29 protein-coding genes and 1 pseudogene are annotated in these 24265 nt (G+C 31.7%); 24 read left to right on the forward strand and 6 right to left on the reverse strand.

The genetic code is table 11. The features are described 5' to 3' along the window. The first annotated feature begins 75 nt into the window (after window positions 1-75). The 16 genes and pseudogenes from I5435_RS09710 to I5435_RS09780 all read left to right on the forward strand — a co-directional run bounded on the left by I5435_RS09710 (window position 76) and on the right by I5435_RS09780 (window position 12466). A complete protein-coding gene (locus tag I5435_RS09710; RefSeq protein ID WP_337983687.1) occupies window positions 76-942 on the forward strand; it encodes a hypothetical protein in 867 nt (288 codons plus the stop codon). 22 nt (window positions 943-964) lie between these two features. After that, the gene (locus I5435_RS23165; protein ID WP_443136944.1) at window positions 965-1159 is read left to right on the forward strand and encodes an SMI1/KNR4 family protein; all 195 of its coding nucleotides are present in this window, start codon (window positions 965-967) and stop codon (window positions 1157-1159) included. Between the two features lie 71 nt (window positions 1160-1230). After that, the gene (locus I5435_RS09715; protein WP_337983688.1) at window positions 1231-1617 is read left to right on the forward strand and encodes an ankyrin repeat domain-containing protein; all 387 of its coding nucleotides are present in this window, start codon (window positions 1231-1233) and stop codon (window positions 1615-1617) included. A gap of 13 nt (window positions 1618-1630) precedes the next feature. Next, window positions 1631-2140, forward strand: coding sequence for an SMI1/KNR4 family protein (locus tag I5435_RS09720; protein ID WP_337983689.1), 510 nt, complete (start codon window positions 1631-1633; stop codon window positions 2138-2140). Window positions 2141-2196: 56 nt separating this feature from the next. Next, window positions 2197-2805 (forward strand): Imm44 family immunity protein, encoded by a 609-nt coding sequence (locus tag I5435_RS09725; protein ID WP_337983690.1) that lies wholly within the window; start codon window positions 2197-2199, stop codon window positions 2803-2805. A 430-nt stretch (window positions 2806-3235) separates the two neighbouring features. Continuing rightward, window positions 3236-3715, forward strand: coding sequence for a hypothetical protein (locus I5435_RS09730; protein ID WP_337983691.1), 480 nt, complete (start codon window positions 3236-3238; stop codon window positions 3713-3715). A 105-nt stretch (window positions 3716-3820) separates the two neighbouring features. After that, the gene (locus I5435_RS09735; RefSeq protein ID WP_024363664.1) at window positions 3821-4342 is read left to right on the forward strand and encodes a hypothetical protein; all 522 of its coding nucleotides are present in this window, start codon (window positions 3821-3823) and stop codon (window positions 4340-4342) included. A gap of 29 nt (window positions 4343-4371) precedes the next feature. Further along, window positions 4372-4830, forward strand: coding sequence for an SMI1/KNR4 family protein (locus tag I5435_RS09740; protein ID WP_024363665.1), 459 nt, complete (start codon window positions 4372-4374; stop codon window positions 4828-4830). Between the two features lie 120 nt (window positions 4831-4950). Beyond that, window positions 4951-5466 carry an imm68 putative immunity domain-containing protein gene (locus tag I5435_RS09745; protein WP_337983692.1) on the forward strand — a complete coding sequence of 172 codons (516 nt, stop codon included), beginning with the start codon at window positions 4951-4953 and terminating at the stop codon, window positions 5464-5466. A 96-nt stretch (window positions 5467-5562) separates the two neighbouring features. Continuing rightward, window positions 5563-6099: a hypothetical protein gene (locus tag I5435_RS09750; protein WP_337983693.1), complete on the forward strand. Its 537-nt coding sequence runs from the start codon at window positions 5563-5565 to the stop codon at window positions 6097-6099. A gap of 274 nt (window positions 6100-6373) precedes the next feature. Next, the gene (locus tag I5435_RS09755) at window positions 6374-6811 is read left to right on the forward strand and encodes a MarR family winged helix-turn-helix transcriptional regulator (protein WP_337983694.1); all 438 of its coding nucleotides are present in this window, start codon (window positions 6374-6376) and stop codon (window positions 6809-6811) included. Between the two features lie 53 nt (window positions 6812-6864). Further along, complete coding sequence (locus I5435_RS09760) at window positions 6865-8061, forward strand: serine hydrolase domain-containing protein (RefSeq protein WP_337983695.1); 1197 nt, start codon at window positions 6865-6867, stop codon at window positions 8059-8061. A gap of 596 nt (window positions 8062-8657) precedes the next feature. Further along, entirely contained in the window at window positions 8658-9080 is a 423-nt protein-coding gene (locus tag I5435_RS09765) for a hypothetical protein (protein WP_108030933.1), read from the forward strand. A gap of 660 nt (window positions 9081-9740) precedes the next feature. Further along, entirely contained in the window at window positions 9741-10568 is an 828-nt protein-coding gene (locus tag I5435_RS09770; RefSeq protein ID WP_025219354.1) for a hypothetical protein, read from the forward strand. A 15-nt stretch (window positions 10569-10583) separates the two neighbouring features. Further along, window positions 10584-11585, forward strand: coding sequence for a hypothetical protein (locus tag I5435_RS09775; protein WP_108030931.1), 1002 nt, complete (start codon window positions 10584-10586; stop codon window positions 11583-11585). Window positions 11586-11779: 194 nt separating this feature from the next. Continuing rightward, window positions 11780-12466: pseudogene (locus I5435_RS09780) on the forward strand (MBL fold metallo-hydrolase). A gap of 171 nt (window positions 12467-12637) precedes the next feature. Here the strand turns inward: I5435_RS09780 and I5435_RS09785 are convergent. From I5435_RS09785 to I5435_RS09805, 5 genes are all read right to left on the reverse strand, one after another. Then, complete coding sequence (locus tag I5435_RS09785; protein ID WP_231786125.1) at window positions 12638-12787, reverse strand: hypothetical protein; 150 nt, start codon at window positions 12785-12787, stop codon at window positions 12638-12640. A gap of 510 nt (window positions 12788-13297) precedes the next feature. Continuing rightward, window positions 13298-13750: a hypothetical protein gene (locus I5435_RS09790; protein WP_229389541.1), complete on the reverse strand. Its 453-nt coding sequence runs from the start codon at window positions 13748-13750 to the stop codon at window positions 13298-13300. 78 nt (window positions 13751-13828) lie between these two features. Next, on the reverse strand, window positions 13829-14281 hold the full coding sequence (locus I5435_RS09795) for a hypothetical protein (RefSeq protein WP_229389543.1): 453 nt from the start codon (window positions 14279-14281) through the stop codon (window positions 13829-13831). 182 nt (window positions 14282-14463) lie between these two features. After that, the gene (locus tag I5435_RS09800) at window positions 14464-15285 is read right to left on the reverse strand and encodes an SAR2788 family putative toxin (RefSeq protein ID WP_337983696.1); all 822 of its coding nucleotides are present in this window, start codon (window positions 15283-15285) and stop codon (window positions 14464-14466) included. 15 nt (window positions 15286-15300) lie between these two features. After that, window positions 15301-16170, reverse strand: coding sequence for a S8 family peptidase (locus tag I5435_RS09805; protein WP_337983697.1), 870 nt, complete (start codon window positions 16168-16170; stop codon window positions 15301-15303). 420 nt (window positions 16171-16590) lie between these two features. Here I5435_RS09805 and I5435_RS09810 point away from each other — a divergent pair, with 420 nt between their 5' ends. The 6 genes from I5435_RS09810 (at window position 16591) to I5435_RS09835 (ending at window position 22034) form a co-directional block, all read left to right on the forward strand. Next, window positions 16591-17814 (forward strand): MFS transporter, encoded by a 1224-nt coding sequence (locus I5435_RS09810; protein ID WP_337983698.1) that lies wholly within the window; start codon window positions 16591-16593, stop codon window positions 17812-17814. 350 nt (window positions 17815-18164) lie between these two features. After that, on the forward strand, window positions 18165-19013 hold the full coding sequence (locus I5435_RS09815) for a helix-turn-helix domain-containing protein (protein ID WP_025219361.1): 849 nt from the start codon (window positions 18165-18167) through the stop codon (window positions 19011-19013). Between the two features lie 160 nt (window positions 19014-19173). After that, the gene (locus I5435_RS09820) at window positions 19174-19347 is read left to right on the forward strand and encodes a helix-hairpin-helix domain-containing protein (RefSeq protein ID WP_337983699.1); all 174 of its coding nucleotides are present in this window, start codon (window positions 19174-19176) and stop codon (window positions 19345-19347) included. A gap of 4 nt (window positions 19348-19351) precedes the next feature. After that, on the forward strand, window positions 19352-19519 hold the full coding sequence (locus tag I5435_RS09825) for a hypothetical protein (protein ID WP_167331266.1): 168 nt from the start codon (window positions 19352-19354) through the stop codon (window positions 19517-19519). A 534-nt stretch (window positions 19520-20053) separates the two neighbouring features. Beyond that, on the forward strand, window positions 20054-20689 hold the full coding sequence (locus tag I5435_RS09830) for a response regulator transcription factor (protein WP_025219363.1): 636 nt from the start codon (window positions 20054-20056) through the stop codon (window positions 20687-20689). Window positions 20690-21176: 487 nt separating this feature from the next. Next, complete coding sequence (locus tag I5435_RS09835) at window positions 21177-22034, forward strand: hypothetical protein (protein WP_337983700.1); 858 nt, start codon at window positions 21177-21179, stop codon at window positions 22032-22034. 376 nt (window positions 22035-22410) lie between these two features. On the opposite strand, the gene I5435_RS09840 is transcribed toward I5435_RS09835, so the two are convergent. Next, entirely contained in the window at window positions 22411-22899 is a 489-nt protein-coding gene (locus tag I5435_RS09840) for a DUF4871 domain-containing protein (protein WP_337983701.1), read from the reverse strand. A 205-nt stretch (window positions 22900-23104) separates the two neighbouring features. On the opposite strand from I5435_RS09840, the gene I5435_RS09845 reads away from it, so the two are divergent. Beyond that, window positions 23105-23722 carry a hypothetical protein gene (locus tag I5435_RS09845; RefSeq protein ID WP_337983702.1) on the forward strand — a complete coding sequence of 206 codons (618 nt, stop codon included), beginning with the start codon at window positions 23105-23107 and terminating at the stop codon, window positions 23720-23722. 60 nt (window positions 23723-23782) lie between these two features. Beyond that, window positions 23783-24184, forward strand: coding sequence for a hypothetical protein (locus I5435_RS09850; protein ID WP_024361922.1), 402 nt, complete (start codon window positions 23783-23785; stop codon window positions 24182-24184). Window positions 24185-24265: the final 81 nt, after the last annotated feature.

Genomic DNA, 24265 nt, shown 5'->3' on the forward strand with positions numbered 1-24265 from the left:
TATCTCACCCTTAAACGTCAGCAACTATTAGAACCTATTTCGTAGATTTTATAAAACTACAGAGAGGTAAAAGGTATGAGAAGAGAGCTAATAATATTACCTAAAATGGGGATAAACGAAGTAAGTCTATCTATGACATCTTCAGACTTAAAATATGTCTTAGGTGAATTGGAAAAGAAACCTGTCAAAGGAAAAGAATTTTTTCAATTTCATGATGATTATATATTTCATTTTGTAAATGATGTTTTGGTAAGTATATCAGTAAACAATCCAGAGATTATTTTATTGAATGAGCAAAAAATAGATTTAATGAATGAATCAAAGCAATTTTTATTAAAAGAAAATCCGTATTTTGTGGATGGATGCTATATATTTCCACAATATAACATGACGATTTACGGTTTAGACTGTCCTGATGATGGCATTCAAATAACAATTTATTTAGATAACCAAAAATATATTTATGAGAAAGGAATAAAATTAGGTACTCAATTCAGAAGTATTGAGAATCAGCTGAAAAACTTAAGATATGAAATTACTCCGTATCAATCTGTAGGATTATTGAAATTCGGTATGCAGCCGAGTGAAGTTGAAAATATATGGGGAATGCCTTTAAAAATAAGCAAGAATACTAAAAAAGGTATCACAACAGAAAACTGGAAGAATAGTCAAGCAATCTATAATGAAAAAGGACAGTTAATACAAATAGCTTTAAATTGTAAAGAGGATGTTTTTATTGATAATAAACTGTTATCAAAAATCGGCTCTAAATTGGCTAGTTTGAAAAATGAAGAGTACTTTATCAACAGAAACTATAAAATATTTTTCAAGTTTGGCATTGCATTAGACAATTTAGGAAACCTTTCTTCTAAAGATTTTGTTTATATTTTTTCAGAAGAAATGATTCCTTACTGGAAAGATTTATATCGCCCTATAATCTAACGATGCATCATAACGGTTTGAAATCAATGCACTCCCCAATAGATACTTGCCCTTTGCAAATGATTGGGGTGGAAATTTATTTTGTATAGTTTTAGAAAAAGGTCGTGTTGTTCTTATTTGGATGGACTTGGGTGGGGTTACAGAAAGAAGCATTAATTTTTTATCTAATAACTTTGTCACTTTTATAAATAACCTTGAAGCATCTGAGATTGATTAATATATAAATAGGTAAAAAATGGAGGTTTACATAAAAATCTATTTGAAGCGGCCAAGAAAGTAGTGTTTACAATGACAAAACTTGAACAAATATTTCAAGAAAACGAAGAGGTTTTTTATGAAATTTATACTGCAATTCGTGAGAACAATATTAACAAATTAGATAATTTATTGTCTAAAAACCCAGAGTTTATTCATGTTCCCGTTTATGGAAATGAGAAAAAAAATGAGAGTTTGTTACATTTTGCTGCTTTTCTTGAAAAAAGAAATATATGCATCTATTTAATTAAATCTGGGATTGATATTAATTTCGTAGACGGTTTTTATCATACACCATTAAAATTTTTCGCTTCTCATGGTGATTTAGAGTGTATAAAAGATTTTATATTAAAAGGTGCATGGGTAGATGGAGATTGCAGAGGAAAAGTAAACCAGCCAAACACAAATATTAAAGGTTAATTTAGGAGGGACTATGTCTTTTGAAAAGTTAAAATATATTTTACCTGAATCTATTTCGAGAAAATTTCCATATAATGTTTGTGAATGGAAAGAAGTGGAAAGTAAATTAGGTGTTGTATTGCCATCAGATTATAAAAAGTTAATCAATTTATATGGATCTTGTACTATCGGCGGCTTTATAATGATTTACTCTCCTTTTACAAAAAATGAGAATATAAATTTATTGAATCAACAAAAAATAAATAAAGAAGCCTATCTAACGTTAAAGGTGAATTTCCCAGAGGACTTTCCATATGAAGTATTCCCATCAAATGGCGGCGGATTATTGCCTTGGGGGCGAACAGAAAATGGAGATACATTGAATTGGATTGTGGATATTAATCAAAGAGACTGGGTTATATTGGTAGATGATAACTCAGGTAATTACTTTAAATATAAAGGCTCTATGAGTGAATTTCTCTATGACATATTAAGTGAAAACATTATTTGTCCTATATTTCCTGATGATTTTCCTAATAAGTAGTAAAAATCTTTACTCTCTTTTTTGATTTAAAGGGTTTTTATGATTGGTAAGTTGAAATGGTGTGGGAAATATGCGGTCAGTCTAATAATTTAACATTGATAGCAGAACTTCAATTTGTTTCGTCAAATAAAAGTTATGCATATAAACATAAAAATATAACCGTTAAATTTATTACAAACACTAAATTTAAAGTAGAGGTTTATTATATGGTTTTTTCAATAGTTACAGATACCGCTGGTGCAAGAGTTGGTGAATTAGCTAGTGAATTAAGAAACGCATTGGAAACTAATATTAATTCAAAATATAGCAATGTCGATGTTTCGATTGGGATAGTCTTTAGATGCTTACCTGAATCATATGGAAGAAAGTCATTTATTAGATATACTAAAAAAGATAACTATTTGACTATTGATATTGCAGTTACGGTAGAAGAATATGAAAAAATGTATAAAGTAGAGCAAAGGTATAATTTAGAGAAACTATTTATAGAATTTTTAAACACTGCGTTAGAAAAATACACCTTTGAAGGGCTTGAAAAAGAGAGGTTCATAAGTGACATTAAAGTATGGGCTGGAGAAATCCCTTTGAAAATGGATAATGGTTCATCAAAATTGGGTAATTGGTTTAATGAAGAGATTGATTGGTCAGTGGATCTTGATAAATAAATTAGCAACAGTACTGAAAGAATGTAAATTTATTATGGGAAATATTATAATAAATCTTTTACACATGTAGTGATTTCATTACATGTGTTTTTTAACCTGCATGTGTTAAAACTTTTTACATGAGAGACAAAAGGGAATTTATACAATAATCATGAAAGAGGGCAGCCAGCAGGTTACTTAAGTATTATTTTTTCAAAATTATGTTGAATAATAGAAGGGAAAATAATATGGTTAAAAGAAATAATGGAAATTTTTGTGTACTGAAGTTTAGTAATTACAACTTAATATGCTGTCCAGATACAACATCCTTAAGGTTTTAAAAAAGCAAAAACTATTGGGGTATATATGCTGATCAAATAAGTCCATAAATCAAAAAATTGGATTCAAAAAAGTAATGCGCGTCCCAAAAAGTGAAGTGAGGTTGATTTTAATGTATGAAGAAATAGAAAAAATTATAGATTGCTTAAAAGAAGGTTTAGAAGAAGATCCTTCAAGTATTGTTTTTGGAAAATTAAATGATGGTATCGGAGAAATGAATGAAACAAATACCTTAAAATTAGGGGTTTATTACAATTTATTACGTTTAACTAATGGAGCACGGTGTGGCGATATTGATTTGTGGAGTTACAGTGAATTAGGAAAAAATCAATTTGTTCTCTCAAATATACAGGATGACAAAGAATCGTGGTTATCCATTGGCCAGATTCTTTATGAACCATTAATAATGAACAGATTTAATGGAAATGTTTTTACATATATCGTAGATGAAGATTCTATGAAATGTTTTGGAGAATTTAATTTTTTTTTAAAAAATTCTGTTTTGGGATCTGATTATTGTAACATTATCCCGAATTCTGAAAATGATGATTGGTTTATGTTTCTGAAAAAGAAAGGAATAATTTCTGTCTAGGAGATTAAAGATGGAAATCGAGTAGCGGATTTCTAAGAACAACCTTTCCTCAACGTATTTGTAATAGGATACATAATATTTGATCCACTAACATTAACAAACTATTTGGAGAAAAATAATATTATTGAAAACGAATTGCTAAAATTTTTTAGTGAAAATGAAAAAATTGGCCGAGAGGTTATATCAAAAGGTTGCATTATTCCAATATACGAAATTCCTGAACTTGATGATTATTATCGAATAATAATTAACCCTGAAAAGGAAAATATTGCGATACTTAAAGAAAATTTAATTTTTACTTCAATACCTTTTCCGCTACATGTCACAAGCGGAAATATCATTATATCAGATATCTCTGCGATAATGAATTGGGATAAAGATTATTACTTAAACTATAACTATGAAAATTTAAAAGATGAAAGCTATGACAATTGTGACAGTGTTCAGTTGTCAAAAAACAATTATTCAGTTAAAATAACGGGTTACTGTGGAAATAATTTGAAATCAAATACTGAGTTTGGCTATATTTTCTATTTTAGGACTACTCAAATACTACCTCACTTTGATTTTACAAAGAGTATCGATGAGTATAATTTTGTCGTTGACCCAGAAAATCGAAGGACATAAAAATACTATAGAGCATAGGGGGAGTATAAATGTTTTATTGTTGCTCATCTCAGTTAACACAAAAAGATTTAGAAGAAGTTGAAATCCTATTAAACCTTCAATTACCTTTAGAATTGAAGGAACATTACCTTCAATATAATGGTGGTGTACCTAATAACCCATGCTATTTTGAAGAAAATTCAGGTCTGGAAACTAGGGTCCATGTATTTCTTCCTTTAAAATTTAATAACAATTTAGGGTACACATTGGAAAAGGGATTTTTGGATTTTAAGTCCAAAAAGATTATTCCTGAAAAGTATCTACCATTTGCAAATGACGCAGGAGGGAATGTTTTTTGTATAAACCTTGATTCAAAGGAAATTGTATTAGTTTATTTAGATTTAGGAGAAGTGACGAACAGATGTATTAAATTTTTAGCAAATAGTTTTATGGAATTCATCAATAATCTTGAGGAATGTTTGGATGACGAAGTAGAAGATGATTTCTGATATGAATAAAGTCCATTGTTTAATATATACGGACAAGCTAGGGGAGTATTAAATTTGTAAGAGAAGAAAAAGGTCATTTGAAGAACTACTTTGAATAACAAGACTTTGGAGGGAATCAAAATGGAAGCGAGGATGTACATTCAACGATGGTGGGGAGAATATATTGGCGGAACAGATGATACTTGCACTTTAATTGATTATTTGGTTAACAGAGAATTTGAGATAGAAATCCCCGTAGAGATAAACGTTAAAAATTTGTTGCAAGACTTCCAACTGACTAATGCTCGGGAAATAAAAGACTTTCGTCAAACGAAGGACATTTACTTTAGTGACGATAACGGCCATCGTCAGGATATAGGTTGTGCAATCAATTTTATAATGGATGTTACGGCTATTATTGTTGAATGTCAGAAAAATGAAAAGGTTCGTCTTGTGGATTTGGATGGAGGTAGCTTGGACAAAAATGCTGTTATTTCTTTAAAAGTAGAAAAAGAAGAGCTGGCACTGCTAAGGGGAATAGTAGAGGATTTTGTTCATCACCCTTTACGTTATGATTTGGCTGAGTTTTGTTCTGAAGATGATATGAGAGAAATTGCAAAACACTGTAAGGAAATTATAGCAGAACTGAACATGTAAACAGCAATTGAAGAAGCAAAGATAAGAATTTATGTAGAGCTGTGAAAATAGCACTGTGTGAACGAGTAAAATTATAATTTTAGGAGTGGTGTTACGATGAGTATTGGCTTGAAAGAGATATGGGATGGGGAAATCCCAGCAGATGAAATGGCTTTAGCAGAGCTATCTGATAAAATATGGGAAATTGGCGGACTGGACACGATTAAAGAAAAGGTTTCGCCAGAGTTATTTCAACTTCACATTGCCATCAATACGATTGGCAACTGGCAGTCGGATGGTTGGGACTATATCTTTGCGTATCAGTCTGAACTGGTACCGCATATTTCAGAGGTTTTGGCGAAATTTGGCTTGCTTCATTTGCAGCATGCTTTTGACGAAGTTTATGCAATTTTTCCAGATTTCATAACATTTGAGGATAATTCACTTTATTGTGACATGATTAACTTCCTGCACAATATGCGACATAAAGTAAGTGAAGAACGTTTGAATGTGTACACACAAGATGAGCGTCAAGCGATGGTGAAACAATATCAGGAGAAGATTCATCAATTGGATAAAATGACGGGGCCTCTATGGGGATATGGCAGCCCAATGGATGGTTGGGCCGTAATCTTTGAGAATTTAAAGGATTAGAATGGATAAGGCGTTCATAAACTCTAAGAAAGAAAAGTTTTTATATACAGCATTTATCAAAAGAGCAAAGATTAAAGGATTGATTAATCATGTTATTCCTGGATTATGGCCTTCGTTTTGCAACACGTACTACATAATTGTGACAAGACATTTATCATTAAATCAGCCTTTTACCTCCTGTATGCCCTAACGGTAAGACATTTCTATATAAAGTTGACGATTGACAAAATACTTGCTAATATATTAGCCATCTAACATATTAGTGGGTGGTTTTTTGTCTTTATACGAACAGGTTAAGCGCATCAATGAAGCAGAATATACGATAAACCGTTTGATCTATAAACATTATAAGCAATATTTAAATAGCGGTATTACAACGCAACAAGCGGTTGTATTAGATATTGTATACTTATCTAAACGTATTACGGTCGGTGAAATTGCGATTGAAATGAATATTAGCTCTAGCGCAGTTAGCCAATTAATAGCGAAGTTGGAAAAGAATAATTATATCAAGCGAGAAATTAATTTACAAAATCGGCGTGAAGTATTTATAACGTTAGCTGAAAATGGCTTAGAGTATTTTTCGAAGCAAGATTATGTAGAACGACAAATTGCTGATAAAATTTATTGCAAACTTTCATCAGATGAGTTAGATGAATTAGAACGGATTGTTAAAAAATTGAAGGAGATTTCGATGAAGGAGTTATTATAAAGCTTCTTCATACCCAATATGTTAGATAGCTAATTTATTTAGGGGGTTAACAAATGAAGATTATACTTAAAAATATCGCTTTTAAAGGTGCAGTGTATTATGAAAAAAACGGACAAATCAAGCACTATTATGATGGATATCAAGAACTCGAAAAGAAGCAGAATATTAACCCAAATACACAATTTAATTTAGCATCATTAAGTAAAATGTTTACTGCCGTAATGACGTTCCAGCTAATAGAAAAAGGACGGTTACAGTTAGAAGATAAAATTTCAAATTGGTTTTATGCACCTTATTTTACCGAAGTAACAGTAGCACAATTACTAACACATACATCCGGTATACCAGAGTACATAGCAGAAGATACAACAATAAGTGTTGAAACATTTATTGAAGTAGGGCTACCACAATTTGCGCCAAAGGAGTACTGGTCTTACAGTAATACGAATTATGTTTTGCTTGCGAAAATAATTGAGAAAGTTAGCAATTTATCATATGAAACATATTTACGACAATATATTGCAGAACCATTAAATCTTACCTATACAACAACTCAACCTGCCAAACAATGGGAAGCGCATGGTCAAACGTATGATTATGAGGAGCAACGATATAGAAACGTTTCGGATGACCCGTATTTTCATGAAATTGAAAAATATAATGATGCATATGGTGACGGTGGTATTTATGGAACAGTGGCAGAGGTGGCTAAGTTTTTAAAGGCATTTTTGCAAGGTCAGTTCATTAGCAAAGAGCATGTCCAATTGATGTTAACCCCAACAGAATTAGCTGATAATTATGGCTATGGTTTTATTGTTCAAGATGGTTGGGTTGGTCATACAGGAGGATGGCTTGGTTGTTCAGCACAAGCTTTTATTAACACAGCCACATCGGAATTGATCGTTTTAGCAACGAATCAAGAAGTGTTTCCTCAATATGAACAAGAAATTATGAATTACTTAATGGGAATACAATCTTCTGTAGAAGCACCAAAACATATCGACATTTTATCGCTCTCTAAAAATGATGATATTACGGGTCGATATGAATTAGGAGATGAACTTGGCACAAGATTTACGATTATAAAAGAAAGACAATTTATGATTTCATTTGAACATCAGTTGCCTGTGCCACTTTATAAAATAGATGAGTCGTATTATTGGATACGTAATACGATGAGTTATGTAAATATCGAGAATCAATTATTTATTGATGAAGGTGTTGAAGTACCTTATCAAAAAGTTAATTGATATAGTCAGAAAAGTTACATGTATGAAAAGCCCAAAAGCAGTATGTACATGATAAAGGAATTAATTTAAGACTCATTGCCGCAAATACTGTAGAAAATAAACTTTATTTTTCAATTAGCTGAAGTATTGGATTAATGTGTCCGTTAGGAATTGGATGATAAATGGATGGAAGAATGTCTGTTTCAAAGATATCTTGGAGTTAAGGAGGTAATCGCTTGCTTATTATGGTATTGAATTAGATGAGCGATTTGAACGTTATTGAAATGGGGCGTGGTAGGAGCACCCCGCTGTGAAGATTAAAGAAGTAATAAAAATGTTTTATTTTGAAGTGATTTAATAGAGGTTTGTTCCGGAATAGAAGATTCAAGTGTGAAGTGAATTTAGTTTGTAAAAGTTTTCTAAGTTTTAAAAGAAGCACTTGTTTGTCACTAGCAGGAAGCAAGTGCTTTTCATGTATCACTTTCATAAGTTTAGAAGGTAATTGTTATTTAAATCGATTTATGAGGACAAACATACTGCATAAAGTATCCTATTGAATTATTGAGAAGAGAGTATGTCTTCTAGTTTTCTCAAATACTTCTGGAGAAGGAGAAATAATGGATATAAATGAAATTAAGAATCTACCTGATAGAGTACCAACTGAAACACTTATATCGATGTTTCAAAATGCATTAAATCAATTTAAAAATAATGAAATTAAAAAAGATAATTTTTTATTAACCCTTAGTCAACTAACAGACAGGCAAACTATGACATACGAGTTATTAAGAAGTGATATAAGAAATGATATTGATAGAACTCTCTCTAGATTATGGAAGACAGATTCATATGATGAAGTAGATACTATTCTTTCTATTGTAGTAAATTTGGGGCTAGAAATTTGTTTTAAGAAAATAAAAGAATCACTGGGGCATTATAATACTATAGATAAATCAACCCTAGATGAAATTCAGGAAACAATAAATGAAGTTGGCGAGAATATTGCTAATCCTTATTATGATTTGGAAAAATTTAAGTGAAAAATAAGATGAATTGCTAAAAAAGCAAGATTACCATATAATGTTGCAATACAATTAAATCATAAGCCCTATTTGAACAAATTTATATTGTGTTAAAAGACACTATAGTTAAAGTTATGACTATTTGTAAGATTGGAAAATTACCATTGTACTAATTGATATTGAGTGCGCTATAAGCCCTTTGTATTTGACTCATTTAGCCTACACGATTGAGAAGTGCTATTTTTACAATAAAGCAATAAGAGCAAGAACAGGATAAGGTTTATTTTTACATATAAGAGATTGATTTGAACAAGAAACAAACAACCAGTTTATGTAAGTTGAATGGTTTAAGCATAATTAACATGTGGTATAAAAGATTCATATGGTCAATACTATGAGCATTTTAAAAATCACGATTGTTATTACATAAGATATAAATTAAAAGCACTTGATTGCCTACAACAGGGGATAAGCGCTTTTTTTGCATGTTTAAATATTGAGTGGTTATAAAGATAAAACCAAAAGAGTTGCTTGGAACAATCTATAAGTGTTGAAATCGACGCTACTATATGGTTTACATTCTCTTAATATTCAATTAGGAATATTTTAAATGATTTAACCAAAAATATTGTATAGTTATTTTCAATAAAAAAGAATAGAAGGATGGGATGATTAGAAATGAAGAAATTTTTCTCTCTGTTGTTTATTTTATCTTTGTTTGTATTTATGCCCTTGGTCACTAACGCAAATGATCTTTCTGAAGAGGCCATAGAACTTCAGCGTAATGATAGAACCGACTTTTCTATTCCTGAAAAAAGCGATTTAACATCAATCATGGGAGATGGGGATAGTAAAATTTATAAAGTTGCCCTTGGTATGAACAGAAGCGAGAAATTAACCTTGGTAACTAGAAAAACATTTGATGTAACTATTACAGATCCAAATGGTGATAGAATCGTTCAAGAAACGGGATTAGGGGACGAGGGTAATAGACAAGTAGAATTTGAAACAAGTATTGTTGGTGAATATTATATTCAAATTAAACCTTCGGAAGATGGAAGAAATAATTATCCTTATAGTTTACGAACAATTGTAGGAGAGCCAGTCTATCTTTATGCTAATCCAAGCTATCGAGTAGATTTACGTACTTCTTCTATATCTTCAAGAAAAACAACGAGTGATATTCAATATTTTGATTTAACGAATATTAGCAGTATTCCTGACGATGCTATTTTAACAGATTTTACAATAGGCGGTAAGGAGACAAATCGCTATTTAGTTAGTTTGTATTCAATTAAGAGAAGTCTTCGTCCAACATCTAGTTTTTCTTGGATTGATGCTACGTTCCCTTTATATAATCCAAAACAATTAGATGCTGTTCCAAAGCATGCTCAAATAAAAGTAAAGCAACCTTATGCATTTAAATACTCTGCTTCTTTCGATTTACCGGGAACCTATACTTTACAACCCTTTGTTTTAATAAGCTATAAACGGGAAATGAAATAATAGGAGGATTTAAACATGTTGCACTCATTACGTTCAATTTCTCAAAGACAAACTTTTAACTCTCCATCTTATCCAAAAATGGTGTTTTCTCGTAAAGAACAACAGGCTCCTTTAAACTCAAATCAATTAGGCTCACAATTACGGGAAGTACATCACCATAAGCGGGATAATCGTTTGACCATCGAGAAACATCCAGTTGTAGGTAATCCAAATAATTATAAACGCTTCTCCTTAGAGGGAAAAAGCCAAATGTTAGCGAGCATACAAAATTATATTCATACCGGTAATCCTGCTTATCTAAATAGTGTAAGAGATAAGAATAAGGTTTTAAAGGGGTTTCAAAGTTTAGGAAGTGTAGCTTCAGCTTTGAAAAAAATGGAGTTACATATTCAAAAAAAACAGACTAAATTAAACTCTAATATAATAGAATCTCCATCAAGAGAAAGTAATTTTCACAATCAATACCAAGCGAAGGTTCTCCATGTCGATTCAAATTTTAATTTGACTATCAAAAACAATCAAGTTTATGGTATTCCAACTGATTATGGGATTATTAATTATCAGTTTATTGATGATGGGTCATCTAGATATGTAAAGTTATTACATTATGATAATCAAATATCCGATCACAAACGTGTTCATTTAGAGCGAAAACGGCAATTGTTACAGGACATCCAAACCTTTATTCATACAGGTAGTTCTTCATGGTTACACACTGCAAGAGATAATGGTGAGATTTTACAGGGCTTTGAAAGTTTTGGCATTACGACTGAGGAACCCTTTACCATAAATAATGGGTCTAAACGATATCGAATTAGTCCGAGCGGCATTTTGCACAATGTTGATTTAGAAAGTAAAGGAATGCGCGAACAAGATTGGCGCAAATATGGTCACGACGAAAATACAGTTTTTTTAATTCAAGGGAAAGAGTATAAAATGGATGAAAACGGAAGACTTCCTTTACCAGAAGATTATGTTCATAAATATGAGCAAGTAAAAATTTTTAAAAGAAACTAAAAGAGGGCTATAATGGCTCTCTTTTTTTATGAGTTCAAGTAGACGATGACAAATGGTACTATATCTAACGAAAGGTAATAAAAAAATGTGCATCTCTTTATACAAGTTGTCTTTGCAAAAATCCAAATGCATTATAAATGTATAAATTATGCTATTGATTCTTATAGAAGCGGACAGTATGGGAGAAAAAGATAATGGAGATTTTAGAATTACCAATTGAATTTGAATTTAACGGACAAAGGAACACGATATATCCTAGCTTAATTGTATGGAACAATGAACTAACATTGGTCGATACAGGGTATATAAATTTTTTACCATTGATTGAAAATGAAATTATTAAACGTGGCTATGAAATGAAATATTTAAAGAATATTATCATTACGCATTATGATGATGATCATATCGGCTCTTTACATGATTTCAAAGAAAAATATCCTTGGATAAACATTATTGCTAGTGAAATAGAATCATCATATATTAGTGGCGAAATGAAGTCTGAGTGATTAGTTCAGGCGGAGGAATTACTGGAAAATATGCCACCTGAAGAAATAGCATTTGGCAAATGGTTTATCAAGCAACTAAAGGAATTAAAACCTATTGCAATCGATCAAAAGGTCCATGATGGTGACATGATTTTATATAACGAATGTCGAGTAGTTGCAACACCTGGGCATACATCCGGGCATATTTCATTATATTTTCCAAAGTTAAATAGTGTTATTACAGGGGATGCTGCTGCTAATGAAAATCAACAATTAGTTATTGCAAATCCACACTTTTGTTTAAACATGGACAACGCAAAACACTCTTTGCGTAAAATTCAAAACCTTCAAGCTGACACGTACTATTGTTATCATGGTGGGAAAATTACTTTATAGTAGGGGGTGAAGCATGTTTAAATGGCAATTGTGATTGAAGAAATTAAAATTTTAGCGCATCACTTTATGTTAATAAGTTTTTTACATTAAGCAGCACGTTATTGACACATTGTGATGACATGTGTCAATAACGTGCTCGTATTATAGTTTTCCATTTTTAAAGTAGATGCATTAAAACTTTTTCTTGAGCTTACGTTGTAGCACTTTAAGAGAAGTTTTATTTTTCTTTGTTAATTTTTTCAAAGTTTCTTTAGCGTATTTATTCGCAGGGGCTAATGCCAAAATTTTATGGCAAGTTTCTAGAGCTTTTTCATTACTCACTAACTTATCGGGCACCTTATTTAGGATAATAAGTGTTCTAACGTATCGGGATCTTGTTCATTTGTCAAAGCTACTAGCCTTTCAGCGTGAAAGAGGGCGCAGTGATAGGCACCTTCTATATGCGTTAATGAACATATAAATAAAGATAATGCAAGATTGTGTAATTCAACAGATTCTTCCTTCATCAATAAATAGTGCAAAAAGTATAATTCATCATATTGCCGTTATCGTAAGCGATCGATATTAGTTGACTCTGAAATTGGTCGAAATCGCTTTTGTGATATAACGCTTCAGCTTCTTTAAAGTTGAATGATAGAATTTGATGCTCTAGATTTTTTAACATGAAATCAACACCTACATATTACTAATTTTTAGCTATTTAAACATTTTAAATCGCATAAATAGATAAGAAGGGCTCTTAACCATTTTAAATATCACTAGGTTAAAAAGAATCCTTATAACGTTTTAACCTAGTGCTTGTATGTCTTTTCACAAATGTAATGAATAATTTTACTTCATTTTACTTTGCAATTCTTTAAGGGAAGTTTTCGCCGTTTTATTCGAAGGGTCTAACGCTAAAATTTTATGGCAAATGTCAATCCATTTTTCATCACTTACTAATTGATCGGGCACAGTATTAAGGAATAATAAATGTTCTAAGCTAAGTGTATCTTGTTCATTTGTTAATTCAACTGCTCTTTGTGCGTGAAAGAGGGCACAATGATAGGCGCCTTCAATAGGTGTTAATGCATTTACAAATAATGAAAAGGCAAGATTGTGTAACTTCGCTGACTCTTCTTTCATTAATAAATAATGCAAAAAGGTATAATAAATCATATTTTTGTTATTATAAGCACTAATTATGATTTCATTATCAAATTGCTGGAAATCCATTTTGTGATATAACGCTTCAGCATCTTTAAAGTTGGCTGATAAAATGTAACGTTCTAAATTTTTTTCCATTTTTTATTCACCTCTGTACTATTGATTTTACTTGATAGGAAAGGTGCTTGTACTTTTTTCACAAGTGCATAAGATCGTTTACTTCATTCTGCGTTGTAACTTTTTAAGTACACTTTTGGCAATTTCATTCGAAGGCTCTAACGCTAAAATTTTATGGCAAGTTTCAAGGGCTTTTTCATCACTTACGACTTGATCGGGCACCCCGTATATGAATAATAAATTTTCTAAATCCCCTACATCTTGTTCATTTGTCAATTCTATAGCTCTTTGTGCGTGATAGAGAGCACAATGATAGGCACCTTCGATAGGTGTTAAAGCATGTACAAATAATGAAAAGGCAAGATTGTGTAACTTCGCTGACTCTTCTTTCATTAATAAATAATGTATAAAGGTGTAATTCATTATATTTTCGTTAGCATGAGCACTGACGATTATTTCATCATCGAATTGCTGGAAATCCATTTTGTGATATAATGCTTCAGCATCTTTAAAGTTGGCTGTTAAAATGTGAAATTCTAAATTTTTTTCCATTTAATTTTTCACCTCTGTACCATTGATTTTACTTGATAAGAAAGGCGCTTATATATTGAAGCAACCCTAAGTTAAATAGACTTATTTACCATTTTAACCTAGGGTTTGTACGTAAATTATTCAACATCACTTTTGTAATATAGTATCATAAAAGTTAATTTTTTACTGAAAAAATCAATTTTTTATTTTCTATTCACCCACCCATTACTTATGTGTATTTTACCATTTTTTCTTACAAAAGTTACTGTTACAGTATGACCATTCATATTTAATATCTTCTGTCTTCCATCTTTCTTATAAGGCTCCTCTTTTCCATAACGCATGACGTGAGACATGACTTTTGCTACATCATCCCAATTATTTATTGTTACTTTATCCCAATCATGCTTTGAATCTAAGATGTGCTTGCGTTTATTACTACCTAATCTTGCTACAGAAGGTAATACTTTATCAAAACTTTTACTGCGAATGGCATTAGTTACAGCTTTTTTACCAAATCTTTTAATCGCATAAGAAATACCATATCTTGCTACGGCGGCTATAATGACAAATGGTAAAGCAGAAGATTGTGCTTCTAAAGTATCGATATCATAAATATCGCCAGTAGATTGATCGACAAAAGTTGCTAAAAAATCCTGTCCTTCATTTGTATGAACGATTACTTCATATTCATGGGAGATTTTTTCTCCATCTTCTTCCACTGTACCATGCAATAATATGGATTCGGTAATAGTATCATAATATATTACAGTTGATACATGAACATCTGTTGTGTTTATGTCAGTATATACTGTGACCAAATCATTATCTTCTTCGACATGTAAATCTAATTGTTCAGTATCATCTATTCCGAGCTCTTGTAATATTTCATTTTCGACTTCAATCGTATTATATTCGATCGTGTTCGCTTCATCATTTGCGTAAGATTTGAGTGGATCAACACTTGGCACAAGAGAAATTAGCATTGTTATTACAATTAATTTAATTAAGAATTTTTTCATCATTCATTACTCCTTTTCCTAATTAAGTTGTATAAAACCATGTCCGTATTCTTCATCAAATCCAGGTAGTCCTAAATCTTTCACGTAAGGTGCTAGAAAGCTATTTAAATTAGTACTATTAATCTTTTCATTAGTTTTTCCAAGTAAATAAGCAATAGAGCCAGTAACGAAAGCTGCCGCAAAAGATGTACCATTAAATATGCTGTAGCCACCATTTTTATCAGTAGATAAGATATTTTTACCTGGTGCGGCGTAATCGATTTTGCCTTTTCCAGAGTAGCTATAGCTTGTGAAATCAGGTTTTAATGCAGAAACTGAAATGACACCTTCGTATTTCGCTGGGTAATCAACCCTTAATCCTAGTGTGTTACCAGAAGCTGCTACAATAATAATTCCTTCGGCTAAAGCTTTCTTTATAACCTTTTCAAATTCCAGATTATTTGTTTCAAATCCAAAGCTGATATTGATAATATCTACATCATTTTTGATACTCCATTCGATACCGTTGATAACTGTTTGAAAGTCACTTTTACCTTGGGTATTTAAAACTTTGACATTATAAATCTCTACATTATCCTTTGCGATTCCAGAAAAGCCCATTTTATTATGAGATGAACCGATAATCCCGGCAATGGCTGTCCCATGGTTTAACTCATCAATTGGTTCTTGGTCCGTTTCGATAGCGTTATACGACGCAACGATCTTATTTTTTAAAGCAGCATGATGGGAAATACCACTATCCAATATCGCTACTTTAATCTTTTTATTAGTTGGTTTTTCGCTCTTTCCAGAAGTTGAATGAATCGCATGATACCCCCAAATTGCACTGTCTTCATATCGAGCAAACTTTTGAATGGAATAACCTATAAGGAACGCTAGTAACAACATAACAAGCACAACTAAAATGCGTTTTTTAATATTTCAATCACCCTTTCTTATCTCCAAATAATCTTAAGAACTGACTTCTAGATAGATTTGGATATTGATGACTCAACTAATATCCTCATTTTGATATTTTTATAATAAGTGATGATTGATTAGATATTTCAAAATATTCGCAAAAGAATATTTAAAGATAAGTTCCTACGATTTTATAGTGGGAGAAAAGAAGAGATGGAATATTATTTTCTAGTATTCTTTTAGGAATATTTTGATTATATGGGTTGAAATTTTTGTATATTTGTATAAATAAAGAAACTTAACATGATAGATTTAGTACAGGATGATGGGGGAAGGGAGGTTAGGCATAATGTAGTAGAAGTTTTTTGAAATATAAATGAAGTAGAGAAAATCGAGGAGTGAGTAAGTATGAAATTCATTCCGAAAGTCTATTTTATTAATAAACAATTCACACAAATTTTTTATGCACAATTTCTATCAGGTCTGGCAGATAAAATTATCCTCTTTATTTTACCTCTATGGATTTTAGAAGTAACAAGATCATCCATCTTCGTTTCCATTTTAAGTGCTTGCAGTACAATTGCTATCGTGATTCTTTCTCCGTTTATGGGGACTTTTGTCGATAGATTATATAAAAAAAATTTAATGCTTGTCGCAAACAGTATACGCTGTTTGTTATTGATTTTACTTGCCGTTATTACAATTTTGGGCTATTTTGATTTTTTATATATACTCCTTATTTTTATTGTTTATTCATTTGGTAGTACGTTACATTCCCCAGCAGCCAATGTTGCGCTCACAATTATTGTCAATGATGATGAGCTACAGGAGGCTGTAGCTATTAGACAAACATCGAATCAGCTAGAGAGCGTTTTAGCGCCAACGTTAGGTGGTCTGTTATTTAGCGTGTTTAGTCCAGGAAACTTCTTTCTTATTAATGGGTTGTGCTTCGTTCTTTCTCTTCTTATATTGTTAACTTCAAATATTACAGAACAGCATAAAGCTAAAGCGAAACAATCTTTTCTAGTAGACTTAAAGGAAGGCGTGTCTATTCTTTTCCAAGATAAGATATTAAAAACCTTTCTTTTTAGCGCGGCTATTATCAATATTTTAGGTGCAGCAATTATGTTAACACTACGAGTAATCGTTATTAATATGGAAGTAAGCTCATTATGGTGGAGCCTTATTTTTGTTGGCTCACCTGTTGGGGTAATCATTGGGGCTTTTATGTCAATGAAATGGAAAGTACAATCCAGCATATTTATTTACGGTTTTATATGTTGTGCGGTCATGGGGTTTTTTAATATATTGATGAGTCTAGCTAATACGCCACTCGTGCTAACGATTTTTTACTTTTTATCTGGAATAGCATTTGGTATGGGGAATACTTATTTTGGCATAATGTATAGAAGAAAAATTCCCGTTGAAAAGCAAGGAAGATTTTTTGGATTTTTAAGTGCTGCCTTATTAATATCCATTCCAGTCGGACAAGTTTTTACGGGTGTGTTATTAGATTCTATTAATCCAAACCTTGTTATGGGGATATTAGGCTTGCTAACTGTCGTTACTGCATTAGTCTCAATAAAAGTATTAGGTCGTGAACAAAAGAAAAAAATCGAATATTCGAATTGATGGAGCGAAAGCTCTGACTTCCATTAATACGCTTTGCAAGCCCCTTTCTTTCAAGAGGTTTGCAAGGCTTTTATTAATGGACAACAAAAAAACGCTAATTGTACAATAAAGGTAGATTTGGTACGTTACTCGATTTTGAAACAGGGGAGAGTGGTTTTAAGAATAGTTTGATTTTCTTCAAATTAGCTTCCTCTCCCAGTACCGATTAACCAAAGTGTTGAAGTTGTTATTTCCATCTTGACCTCATTGATCAATTTAAATACCCCCTTGTTAACTACATCATTACATACATTTCAATCATTTTAGAAAAATATTCATAAAAGAATATTTTGTAAGGAGTGAATGGTAACGTGAAAGGTTATGGTGAGATTACAAAACAAATAAGGATTAGCAAAGGGTATACGCAAAAACATGTGGCAGCTCATTTTTTAACACAGGGTGCGTATTCAAAGTTTGAGAATAACAATACGGACATCACCTTTGCCTCGATGCATGGGATAGTAAATCAACTAGGTATTACATTTGAGGAATTTTTTTATATTCAAAATGGCTATCAATATAGTAAACGGGATGATATAATCATCCAATTTTTTCGTTTACCCTATAACAATGAAATAGTACTTTATAGACTGAAGGAAAAATGTAGACTTTATTTAAAAGAAGCTAGGGAAGATCAACAGATTATTCATATTTCTACTATTTTAGATGGATTAATCATTCTAGCTAAAGCAGGTGATTTGGAGCAAGCGAGGGCTATTGTTGAACCAGTTTGGCAAGACTTATCTAAATATAACCAACTTTTTGTAGCGGATTTATATATGTTAAATGCCATTTTATTTTTATTCCCTTTACCAACAGTTCTTCAAATCAAACAATTTGCTTTACGGCATATTGCTTTGTATAAAAACTTTCGTCATGTTTCACGTTTGAAAATTAATATTTCGATGAATATTACTTTGCTATTAATACAAGATAAAAAATATTCAAAAGCACAAAAAGAAATTTCAAACGCGATATCTTTATGCAAAACAGAAAATGATTTCATTTTATTGGGTATTTGTTATGTCAGAAAGGGAATCTGTCTGAATCACCTCGGACAAGCAGGTGGAAAATGGATACGAAAGGGGAAAAATATTTTGATGGCGCTTGAACAATTCATGTTATTACAGTTAGTAGAACAGGAAATAAAGCAATACTAAACTAAGTACATCATTGCATTTCATTAGGACCACTTGCATAATAAGTCTTAAGAAAGACTGTCAATGTTGTAAACTGTAATCTAATCTTGATTAAGATATGGCTATGGTAGTCATACTTAAATACAGCTGACTCATCGGAAAAAGAAAGGGTGGTATTTCTATGACGGAATGGCCCAAAGGCGTCGCTAAGCCAGCTATTCGAGCATTAAATGCTGCTGGCTATACACAATTGCAACAATTAAAAAAGGTCGACTTAGCGACATTAAAAAATCTACATGGAATAGGCCCCAAAGCACTCGCAGCAATAGAAGCGGCATTAAAAGAAAGTAGGTAATGGATTGAATAAACTCACATTATTTTTAATAGCCATGGTCGTCTATTATATCCTTGTTATTTTTATTGTAAGTAAGCTATTTATGTTTCCAATTATAAAAGGAATGATGCTCGTTTTCTTTATTGGGGCAGGCTTTATATACTCAAGAAGGATGCGCAAGAAGTTACAGTAGGTTTAATTCTTATAAAGAGGTTGAGGCAAGTACATAGGTATGTTTTGTATTCACAATTTCAATTCAATCAATAGGCTGGAAACGTAATTTATCCCATGTCTTAACATTGTAAGTGGCGTGTGAAAACAAGAAAACAGTCGATTGAGAAGGTAAAAGCCCTTTAATTGACTGTTTTTTTATTCGTTTCGTGTTTTCTAAGCTCACATGTTATGGGGTTGGAAAAATTTGCATGAAAGTTATGTACTAGACTTACGATGAATTTAGTTAGAGGTGGATAAAATAAAATATTTAATCGCTTTATATGTAATGATGTTGCTTATTGTTTTTGTAAATGATCAGGGAATTTATGTTAGGTGGTCGTTATTCAGCCATTGCTAGTTGGATTATTTGTATGTTGTTCTTTTTTGCTAATGCTAGATACTATTTAAGTAAGATTGGTAAGTAAATAATAATAGAAATACTACATAAAAAATGTGGTTGATACTGTAAATGTGTCGCAACTTTAAATGAAACTTTTCGAAGGAAGGGATACGATTGATTTCAGTTTTAGTTGTGGATGATCATCCAATTGTTTTAAAAGGGTTAAAAACGTTGTCACTGGAGATAGAAGATCTTAATTTTGAAATTGAGAAGAATCCTCATAAGGTTCTTGATAGAATGCAAGAGGAAGAATTCCAGGTATATTTAATTGATGCTTGTATTGCCACCAATAACAATCTAGAACTTATGACAGAAATTAAAGCAAAGCAGGAACAAGCAATTATTATTTTATATACGACTGATGGTGTTCGTTCGTATTATTCCCTATTAGTTGAGAAAAAAGTGGAGGGCATTCTTGTAAAAACCGCTCCTTTTGATCAAATCATCTCTACAATTCGTTTAAGCATTCAAGAGAAGATTGTGATTCCAACCGATTTTTTAGATTATGTAAATGACAAAATAAATGATCGATATGCTAACTTAAAGTTAACGCATCGAGAACTAAAATTGCTGCAGATGTTAATGAAGGGCTACCCAAATAAGAAAATTGCAGCAATATGCAATGTTTCTGTACGTACGGTAGAACGCCATTTAACACAGCTTTTTAGCCTATTAGGTGTGTCTACACGATTAGAAGCGGTTGAGGTTGCAAAAGAGAAACAATTGCTTAATGAAATGAAAGATAATTGATGATAAAAAGTGTCGAGGGAAATCGGCACTTTTTTAGTTTTTTCAATTGCACGTCATCACTTGCCATTAGCAATTACTAGAAGCGAAAAAGCTCGAACTTGGGGTATTTAGAAGACTGTTAAGAAAGGAAATTTAATCGTGACCGACAGAAATTATGACGGTACCGACAAAAATATTGTCGGTTGAAATGTCGGTTATTGTAATGGTAAGTTAAAGTTAACTCGAGTGAAAGTTAGAAAGTTGCAACTTTTAATAAATATTTTTTAGGAGGGAATTTTTTAGTTTTTTTAGCATCAGGATGAAGTTTTTATAGAGGAAATACTTTGATTGTAAGTAATGATAACAAATACCTAGTATGTGGAAACTTTAATTATATAAACAATGTTGTTTGTACTGTGTTAAGTGATATATAAATCACGAAACTGGGAATTAATTAATACTAGATTCATATATTGAGATTTTAACATAATTTTCAGGAGGGAATTTTATGAATAATAAACTTAGTATATATTTTATGGTTATACTTTTGTTAATCATTAACATTTTATATAGTGGAACTGCTAGAGCTGAAACTAAAATTATTTATAATACCATAAATGATACAATTGTGCAAGTAGAAAATTTGATTAACCATTCAAAAATTGTAGAAGAAAATCTTATAAGTGTGGATGATAAATCTAAACAAAGACTAATTTTGGAACTGGACAAAGAATTGAAGAAAAAAAATAGGAAGTATAATGTTGAAATTTCAGAAAGGTATAATGTATCAGATTACACTATTTTAGGTAGAACCCTGCCAGATGGTGAAATTCAATATTCTTTAAGTGTAAACTCTATTTCCCTTAATGATAAAGGAATAGTTAATAACGTAGAATTATTGAATTTTATATTTACAGAAGAATATAAGCTAATAAATGTTTATGAATTGAAAGGCATTTTAGATGAAGATAATAATGTTCACTCTAAATTATGGGTTGACACTAAATTAATTGGTACTTTAAATACTAATATTGAGACTATTATAAAAAATGAAAATGCTGATGCAATTGGTGATGAAATAGCTGAAAAGCAAAAAATAGAAAAAAATAAGTCTCTTATTAAAAAAAATTTTAGTGTTTCAGGATTAGCTGATCGGTGGAAATGTACTCAATCCTGTGTTGCTTCAAAAGGAGTTAACTTATTGGTGTTTGGAGCTATGCTCGCTGTTTGTGGATTAGTATGTAATCCGGCAGCACTTGCAGCTTCTGCAGGATTAGCTGGTGGTGCTTGTTATGCTTGTGCAAATTCTGCAGGGATATTAGGGGTTAATACAGTAATAAATTGTTGGAATACATGCCCTTACTAGAATGAGGTATTAAGGTATTTGATTTTATAGGTAATTAATTATCAAATACCTTAATATGTATATCTTGAAATTAACAATATATCTATCTATTTTTAGATAATATTTCATAGATTGAGGTGGATAAATGAAATTTTTAATAGGTTTATATTTAATTATGGTACTTATCGTATTTGTTAATTTCATCAGTGAATTTATTTTAGATGGTCGATATTCTGCAATTGCTAGTTGGATCATTGGTATGATGTTCTTTTTTGGAACAATCTTTTTTGCAAATGCTCGATATTATTTAAGTAGGCATGAAAAGTAGAAATCTATCTGTTTGTTAAGAATTAGATGAACCATTTGCTTTTTTAAATAAAAAAAATAAAAAATCCCCTTATTCATTAATGTCATAAATCAAGATATCAAATAACTTTTCGTTCGTATAGAGCAGTATTGCCCATTGGCCTTTCTCTGATATTTGAACGCTCGATGGGGCGTGGGCATCTGCGCCATTATTTGCTCCTCCAAGTCCAATTGTCCAACCAGTCGTTAATATGGGATGAATTGTTCTTGTTTCTTTATGATAACCTACAACTGTTAACTCTGTAGGATTGTCAATACCCCAAAGATGCCACATCCACTTTTGACCATTTAAGCTTGGGGCATCTGCACCAATCACTCCTGACTTGTTTTCATTTCCGATAATATTGTTATGGAGTGGCACCGCTTTTTGCTCCCAATCAATCTTTTCAAAATCACTTGCTTTAACGAAATTAGGCATGTCTTCCGGTAGTGTTATCTTGTTAATCGTTTCGTCTGAAGTACAAGCGGTTAACGATAATAAACTAAAAATTATTAGCATAATCAGTAATTTCTTATTCATATTATTTTCCCCCTTAAAGAACTAGACGATAGATGTCATTAATAGTTTCTTATTTTACTGACAGTTTTAAAATGAATAGCGATTAGTAGATATATTGACTGTAACCGACAAAAATATTGTCGGTTGAAATGTCGGTTATGGACAAGATAAAATTAATTTAACAGCTTATCGAAAGGAGAAATTTGTATGCCCTAAGAAAAGAATTATGATTGCTGTCTATGCACTTCTGTTAACAATCGGCATTAGTAGCAAAATTGTATTTGGTAAAGAACAAAATGCTGTAAGTAGGGAGAGGATTGAGCATGAATATGCTGTAGCTAAAGTATTAGACGAAATGCCTGATATAGCCCATAAACTTCAAGAAAATACTAAAGAAAGTGGTTTAGTTTTAGTAGAAGAATCGTTGGATAAAAGAAAAGCAGAGTTTAGATTAAAAGTTCATAATGAAATGAGTCATTTGAAACATAACAATGCTTACTTGGAAAAAGCCGCTGTAGAGGAAACAGAAAGGTATATAGATGCGATACGAATTGCGAAAGCGATTTATGGTGTAAGTATCTCCCAAGATGAAGTCAATCAATATATTGCTACAAATGTTGCGGATATCGTATTGCCAGAAAAGGAACGCTACGCAAAGGCACTGGGGATATCTCTTTATAAATTAGATTATAGCTTTGATCGAGATTTTTATGTGATGGACACATTATGGGATAAGCTAATGCCTGTTTTAATGGCGCGTTACCCTCAAGAAGATGGGGAAGATAGTAATTTATATCTGGACAGAATAAAAGACGAATTTTATAGCCACTCATTAACAAGATGACAACTATATGATAACAGCAGTATCAAAAAATATTCGCTGAGCTAATAAGGAGGAGTTTTCATGAATAAGAAGAGAGCTTTATCAGTATTAGGAGTATCTGTAATGATGTTTTTGGGGGTAACAGGAGTAAGTGCATATAATGCTAAATTTAGTTTTGATATGAATACAGGTCTTTTCAATGGAAAAGTCTATACTTCTCCAGCATACAAGTATACAAAAGACGAAGATCCATTTTTAAGAGTGGATTTTATTGAATCGAGTGTACGGACAAAATTTGGAGTTGTTAATTCCAATGGTGATGCCAGAAGCTCAACTTTGACAACTCGTAGTGCTACTTCTAGTTTATTGAATAATCTAGGAATGGCTCAAAATCATCAATATCGGATGGGCATACAAACAGATGATGGAAGTTGGTATAATCGGTACAATGTCAGGGGGGCCTGGAATCCTGATTCCTATTAGAATCTAACAAAAAGGTTTCCCTCCATATTTTCATGGAGGAAAACCTTTTTGCCTACTATTTTTAAATAGGTGGTGATGATT

Origin of the sequence: Lysinibacillus sp. C5.1 (assembly GCF_016350185.1) — a bacterium.
GTDB lineage: Bacteria > Bacillota > Bacilli > Bacillales_A > Planococcaceae > Lysinibacillus > Lysinibacillus sphaericus.